General features: G+C 66.2%; 3 protein-coding genes. 2 read left to right on the top strand and 1 reads right to left on the bottom strand.

Annotation, left to right across the window (positions count from 1 at the left end; translation table 11 throughout):
• Together NFX52_RS30155 and NFX52_RS30150 are read left to right on the top strand one after the other, a co-directional pair.
• A partial coding sequence (locus tag NFX52_RS30155) for a recombination directionality factor (RefSeq protein WP_455424003.1) occupies positions 1-516 on the top strand: 516 nt, incomplete at its 5' end.
• On the top strand, positions 470-1,198 hold the full coding sequence (locus NFX52_RS30150) for a hypothetical protein (protein WP_156358906.1): 729 nt from the start codon (positions 470-472) through the stop codon (positions 1,196-1,198). The genes NFX52_RS30155 and NFX52_RS30150, both read left to right, overlap by 47 nt.
• 51 nt (positions 1,199-1,249) lie before the next feature.
• Here the strand turns inward: NFX52_RS30150 and NFX52_RS31375 are convergent.
• Positions 1,250-1,320, bottom strand: a 71-nt coding sequence (locus tag NFX52_RS31375) for an H-NS family nucleoid-associated regulatory protein (RefSeq protein ID WP_435301302.1), incomplete at its 5' end; no start/stop codon positions are given.

The following is a 1,320-nucleotide window of genomic DNA, read 5'->3' as shown; positions in this document are numbered from 1 at the left end:
AGCTTTGTGTTCCGAACCACGGGGTTCAACAGCATCCGGACGTTGTCGGCACGCCTGCGATATCTGTTTGCGGTGTCGGGTGGGTTGCTGGCGGGATTGCCCTTGGAGCTTCGGCTGCGGGGGAAGTCCACAACGCTGTCGCACCGCACGCCGATCTACTACGTGGATCTGACTCTCAGAGCCGGTAGTAGTCTGGGCCAGGTCGTGGCGTTGGCACGGCAGGAGCGTGTGCAGCAGGCTGCGCTTGGGTTAGATCAGGCGGCGCTGGACGAAGCAGCACGGCAAGGCTTGGCGCTGGGGGAGTTCGAAGAGTCGGAGGAAGAAGGGTTGGGCGTCTTGGAGGAGTTCTATCCAGAATCCGATACGGACGGCGATGGCGCGGGAGCGTCACCGAAGCGAGCCAAAGACACCTCAGGCCCCATCTCCCTGTGCAGCAAACTGAACCGGCGGCAGGAGGCTCTGGCAGCGCGTGTTCCTGCAACCGCTGATCCCGGGGCTGCCCATGCCGCCGCATGAGGGCGTGGTTCGTCGCTATGCCTTGGGGCTGGTGATGGAGGCAGCACCCAGCTATCGGCGCAGCACGGCTCAGGATACGGGCGGCGTGGCACTGCCTGGAACCTTGGTTCGCTCGCCAGTCCAGCCCAACCGCACGGGGGCAGCGGCACTGCAGCAAGCTGTGGCCTTGCTCACCGGGAATCGTGTTGCGGTTCCTTCAGTGGTTACTGCAGCGGCGATGTGGCGCCATGCCCGCAGGCACCTGGGAGGGGTTCGTGTGGAGCTGGCCTGGGAGCAGGAAGCTTCAGCCTTGCTGGCGCAGTGCCTGGGCGCTGTGTCGGCCGGTGGCCTCGTGCTGCTGCAGTGGCAGTCTTTGTCCCAGAAGCAGCAGGACTCTCTGCGCACACCCGCCCCGCCTTCGCGCTGGATGCTCGCGGTCGGGGTGGAAGGGTCTTGGCATTCAGGCGAGGTGGGCGATCTGGCTTCGGCTTCGGCCTTGCTCGTGCTGGATGCCACGGTGCCTCCGGTCTGGGGGTGTGGGCACAACCAGCATCTCAAGCCTGGGGCTCATCCGGACCATGCGCAGGCACGTCGGGCGGGGCTGTTGCGGCCGGTGTGGACGGCCCGCACGCTCGATGGGGGACTTGAGTGTGGGCTAGTGCTGGCTGCGGTGGTGCTGACACCCGGGAGCGGCGCCGGTTAGACAGAGGCTCGTGCTGCAGTCCTGCACTATCCCTGCCCCGCAGTGCGCGATTCAGGCAATCGCAAACGGCGCGCGGTCTTTGCCTGCAATCCACTGGGGCGGCTTGCCCCGGCCGGACCAGG

The organism is Acidovorax facilis (genome assembly GCF_023913775.1).
Classification (GTDB): Bacteria; Pseudomonadota; Gammaproteobacteria; order Burkholderiales; family Burkholderiaceae_C; genus Acidovorax; species Acidovorax facilis.
This window is presented reverse-complemented; position numbering and strand designations above follow the sequence as displayed.